A 4,665-nucleotide genomic window follows, 5' to 3' on the forward strand; every position below is an offset into this window, starting at 1 on the left:
GGCGGCCCCCCCCGCGCGCGCCGCCCGCGCGGGGGGGGGGGGGGGGGGGGGGGCGGGCGGGGCCGCCGCCGCCGGCCTCGCGCACGGCCTCCGCGGCACGCTCGGCGCGCGCGGCGTCGAGGTCGCAGGCGGCCACGCGCGCGCCGGCGGCCGCGAAGGCCAGGCAGGCTGCGTGCCCGATGCCGCCGCCGCCGCCGGAGATGAAGACGGCCTTGCCGTCGAGCCGCGCGTTCATGGCGCCGCCTTCGGGTAGCCGAACTTGACCGTGAGGAAGGCCAGGATGTCGGCCACGCAGCGATCCGCCATCATGTCCGCGATGTTGTGCGGCATGTGCGGATACTCGACCATCGTCACGTCCGGGATGCGCTCACGCATCGTCTCGTAGCTGTTGGCGGAGCCGACGGTCTCGCCGCCCGGATAGATCACCAGCGTCGGCGCCATGATGCGCGGCAGTTCCGCGCTCCACTCCTGCGTCGCCATGTAGCCGATGAAGCGCGCGATGTAGGCGGGATCGTTCTGCCCGGTCTGCTGCAGGAACCAGCGGATCATGCCGGGATCGGTGCGCTCCACGTCGAAGCGCATCGCGATAGTGCGTGCGAGGAAGGGGGTGAGGCCTTCCTGCTCGATCAGCGGCAGCCATTCCAGCGCGCTCGGGCTCAGGCCCGGGGTGGAGCCGATCACCGCCAGGCCCAGCACGCGCTCCGGCCGCGTGATGGCCAGCCGCTGCGCCAGGTAGCCGCCGGCCGAGTTGCCGACGAGATGCGCCTGCCGCGCGCCGACGGTGTCCATCAGCTCCTCCACGTCGCGGACGAAACGCTCCATCGAAAGCGGCGTGTCCGGCTTCGGCACCTCGGACGCGCCATGGCCGCGCAGGTCCATCCGCACCACCCGAAAGTGCCGCGCCAGGCCGGGAACCCAGGAGTAGAAGCGCTGCGAATTGCCCATCGCGGAATGCAGCAGCAACAGCGTGGGCGGCGTGGTCCAGGGATCCGTGAAGTCGTCCAGGTGGTAGGCGATGCGCAGCCCGTCGCTGGCGGTGAAGCTCAGGCCTTCGGTCATGCCGGACGATCTCCCTGCGTCACGATGCGGCGGTGAGGGTGATTGCGGCGATGGCCGATGTAAACCGCCCGGCCCGGCCAGAACCTGCGCCGGCGCGGGGCGTTGCAGCCGGTCAGGGAGGGCCGTCCGGCCCGCCCGATGTCCGATCAACGCAGCCGAGGAGCACCGACGCCATGGGCCTGTTCTCGAAGAGCATCAAGACGCTCGACGATCTGTTCGTCCACACCCTCCAGGACATGTATTACGCCGAGCAGCAGATCGCGAAGCATCTGCCGACGATGATCGGCAAGGCGACCGATCCGAAGCTGAAAGAGGCCCTGCAGCACCACCTGGCGGAGACGCAGACCCACATCGCCCGCCTGGAGCAGGTGTTCCGGATGCACGGCCAGCCGGCGAAGGGCACCACCTGCGCCGCGATGGACGGCATCCTGGAGGAGGCGAAGGACATCCTCGGCGTCGCCAACGACAACGACGTCGCCGATGCGGCGATCATCTCCTCCGCCCAGGCGGTGGAGCACTACGAGATCACGCGCTACGGCACGATGGTGGCGTTCGCCAGGCAGCTCGGCCGGAGCGACTGCGCCTCCGTCCTGCAGCAGACGCTGGACGAGGAACACGCCGCGGACCGCAAGCTGAGCGAGGTGGCCGAGGCGCGGGTCAACCGCCGCGCGGCCTGATCCCGGAAGGCGTCGGCCCATGGCCGGCGCCGTGCCGGATCAGCCGGCCAGTTCGCGCCGCACGATCGCGGCGCCCTCGGCCAGCGCCTTCAGCTTGCCGAAGGCGCGCTCGCGCGGCAGGTATTTCATCCCGCAATCCGGCGCCGCCACCAGCCGCTCGGCGGGAACGTGGCGCAGCCCCTCGCGCAGCCGCGCCGCGACCGTCTCCGCCGTCTCCACCTCGGCCGCGCCGAGGTCCAGCACGCCGAGCATGATCGTCTTGTTCGACAGGTCCCGCAGCATGCCGAGATCGAGCTTCGGCTGCGCCGCCTCGATCGAGATCTGCGCCGCGCTGCTGTCCGCCAGCTGCGGCAGGAAGGAGTAGCCCGAGGGCTTCTCGCTGACCACGGCCGCATAGCCGAAGCAGAGATGGACGATGGTCGGCCCCGCCACGCCTTCCAGCGCGCGGTTAATCGCCTTGACCCCATAGCGCTTCGCCTGGTCGGGCTTCGCCTGCAGCCAGGGCTCGTCGAGCTGGATCACGTCCACGCCCGCCGCCTTCAGGTCGCGCGCCTCCTCCGCCACCACCTCGGCATAGGCCATGGCGAGCGCTTCCTCGTCGCCATAGTGCTCGTCCTTCGCCTGCATGGAGAGGGTGAAGGGGCCGGGCAGGGTGATCTTGGTGACGCGGTCGGTGTTGGCACGCAGGAACTGCACGTCGCGCACCTCCACCGGGTGGCGGCGGCGCAGCGCGCCGACCACGCGCGGCACCGGCGTCGGCTTGCCCATGCGGCCCACCACGATCGCCGGCTGGTCCACGTCCACGCCTTCGAGCGCGAGGGCGAAGCGGTTGGAGTAGCTCTCGCGCCGCATCTCGCCATCGGTGACGATGTCGATGCCCGCCCGCTCCATGTCGCGGATCGCCAGCACGGTGGCGTCGTCCTGCGCCTGCTCGAGCGCATCCTCCGGCACGCGCCAGATCTCCTTCACGCGCACGCGCGGCACGACATTGTTCTTCCGCAGCATGGCCTGGTCCACCAGCCAGGCCGGTTGCGGATAGCTGCCGACGACGGTGGTGGGCATTAGGGTGGCGTCGGTCATAGCGTGTCCTCATTCGGCATGCCGCATGCGGGCGCGGCGCAGGCGGAAAATGCGGCCCCGCGGCCAATGCCACAAGCCCGACCGCACCCTCCGGGCATGGCCTGCCGGCGCGCGGCGGGGTAAATGCAGGGGCGGGCCGTCCAGGCCGCGCCGCGACAGGAGGGAATCGTGCAGGACCTCGATGCCAACGACATCACCGATGCGGTGATCGCCCAGATGGCGACCACGCCGGACCCGCGGCTGCGCGAGATCATGGACGCCGCGGTGCGCCACCTGCACGCCTTCGCGCGCGAGGTGCGGCTGACGCCGGACGAATGGCTCAAGGGCATCGCCTTCCTCACCGCCGTCGGCCAGATGTGCTCGCCCGTGCGGCAGGAATTCATCCTGCTCTCGGACGTGCTCGGCCTCTCGCGCCTGGTGAACGTGATGCATGACTCCACCGGCCGCGAGGCGGCGGGCACCGAGACCAGCCTGCTCGGCCCCTTCTTCCGCGAGCAGGCGCCGGAGATCGCGCTTGGCGAGAGCATCGCGCGCGTCTCCAGCGGGCCCGAGATCGTGCTCTACGGCCAAGTGAAGGACGCCGCCGGCAAGGGCGTCGGCGGCGCCTGGGTGGATGTGTGGCAGACCGATGCCGATGGCCTCTACGACCTGCAGGCCCATGCGCCGGAGGTCATGGACATGCGCGCGCGGCTGCGCTGCGACGCGGAGGGACGCTTCCATTTCCGCACGCTGAAGCCGCTCGGCTATTCGATCCCGATGGACGGGCCGGTGGGCGAGCTGGTGCGCAAGCAGGCCCGCCACGGCTTCCGGCCGGCGCATATCCATATACTGGTGGCGGCACCCGGCTATCGCGAACTGGTCACCGCGCTCTACTTCGGCGACGACGCGCATGTGGACAGCGACACCGTCTTCGGCGTGTCGACGTCGCTGGTCGTCACCGCCCGCAACGACCTGCCGGATGCGCCGGTGCCCGGCAAGCCGAGCGTGCGCTACGACTTCACGCTGTCGCGCGAGACCGAGGGCGGCGGCGGCCGCGTGGGGTCCGACCCCTCGAAGCTGGTGCCGACAGGCGGCTGAGAGCCGCGCGCCTTCGTCACAAGGTCAGGCTACGGCAGGAAATGTCAGGATTGCGCGGCGGCGATTGAATACGCTGGCGTTACGCTGAATGGTCGGCGAAGGACGGCGCGGGGGAATTGTGCCCCGCGCCTACACGCAACGCCTGACCAGCAGGGTGCCGGCCCATGCCGATCATCGGCGAAGACATCGACGACGTGCTCGAAGGCAGTGCCGAGGCGGACACGCTGATCGGCCTCGGCGGCAATGACCGCCTCTACGGCTTCGGCGGCGCGGACAGCATCGTCGCCGGCGAGGGCAACGATGTCGGCCTCGGCGGTTCCGGCGCGGACACGCTCGATGGCGGGCCGGGCGCGGATACGCTCGAGGGCGGGACCGAGGATGACGACATCTCGGGCGGTCCCGGCCCCGACACGCTGGCCGGCAATGCCGGCGCCGACACGCTGCGCGGCGGGGCCGACAACGACCGCCTGACCGACACGGAGCAGGCCAATGCGATGTTCGGCGATGCCGGCGCCGACACGCTCACCGGCACGGGCCTGCTCGATGGCGGCGCCGATGACGACGTGATCCGCTACGTCGCCGGCGCCGGCACCACGGTGCAGGGCGGCGCCGGCAACGACCACATCGCCCGTCACACCGGCACCGCCAGCGGCACGCTGCTCGATGGCGGCGAGGACGACGACACGATCCTCGGCACCGTCGGGGGGGCGGCCGCGCGGGCGGGGGGGGGGGGGCGGCCGCGCGGGGGGGGGGGGGGGGGGGGCGCGCGCGG

6 protein-coding genes are annotated in these 4,665 nt (G+C 71.4%); 3 read left to right on the top strand and 3 right to left on the bottom strand.

What is annotated here, in order from left to right; genetic code table 11:
- Positions 1-235: SDR family NAD(P)-dependent oxidoreductase (locus AC1MIR_RS03495; protein ID WP_480026792.1), on the bottom strand; the 235-nt coding region annotated here is incomplete at its 3' end.
- Positions 232-1,059, bottom strand: coding sequence for an alpha/beta fold hydrolase (locus tag AC1MIR_RS03500; RefSeq protein ID WP_480026793.1), 828 nt, complete (start codon positions 1,057-1,059; stop codon positions 232-234). The genes AC1MIR_RS03495 and AC1MIR_RS03500, both read right to left, overlap by 4 nt.
- Positions 1,060-1,232: 173 nt before the next feature.
- Between AC1MIR_RS03500 and AC1MIR_RS03505 the strand changes: the two genes are divergently transcribed.
- Entirely contained in the window at positions 1,233-1,736 is a 504-nt protein-coding gene (locus AC1MIR_RS03505) for a YciE/YciF ferroxidase family protein (protein ID WP_480026794.1), read from the top strand.
- Between the two features lie 39 nt (positions 1,737-1,775).
- Here the strand turns inward: AC1MIR_RS03505 and AC1MIR_RS03510 are convergent, their stop codons facing one another.
- Entirely contained in the window at positions 1,776-2,816 is a 1,041-nt protein-coding gene (locus tag AC1MIR_RS03510) for a uroporphyrinogen decarboxylase/cobalamine-independent methonine synthase family protein (protein WP_480026795.1), read from the bottom strand.
- 168 nt (positions 2,817-2,984) lie between these two features.
- Here AC1MIR_RS03510 and AC1MIR_RS03515 point away from each other — a divergent pair, with 168 nt between their 5' ends.
- A complete protein-coding gene (locus AC1MIR_RS03515) occupies positions 2,985-3,893 on the top strand; it encodes a dioxygenase family protein (protein WP_480026796.1) in 909 nt (302 codons plus the stop codon).
- A 164-nt stretch (positions 3,894-4,057) separates the two neighbouring features.
- Positions 4,058-4,665, top strand: a 608-nt coding sequence (locus AC1MIR_RS03520) for a calcium-binding protein (protein ID WP_480026797.1), incomplete at its 3' end; no start/stop codon positions are given.

Source organism: Falsiroseomonas sp. RANM36, from assembly GCF_056682175.1.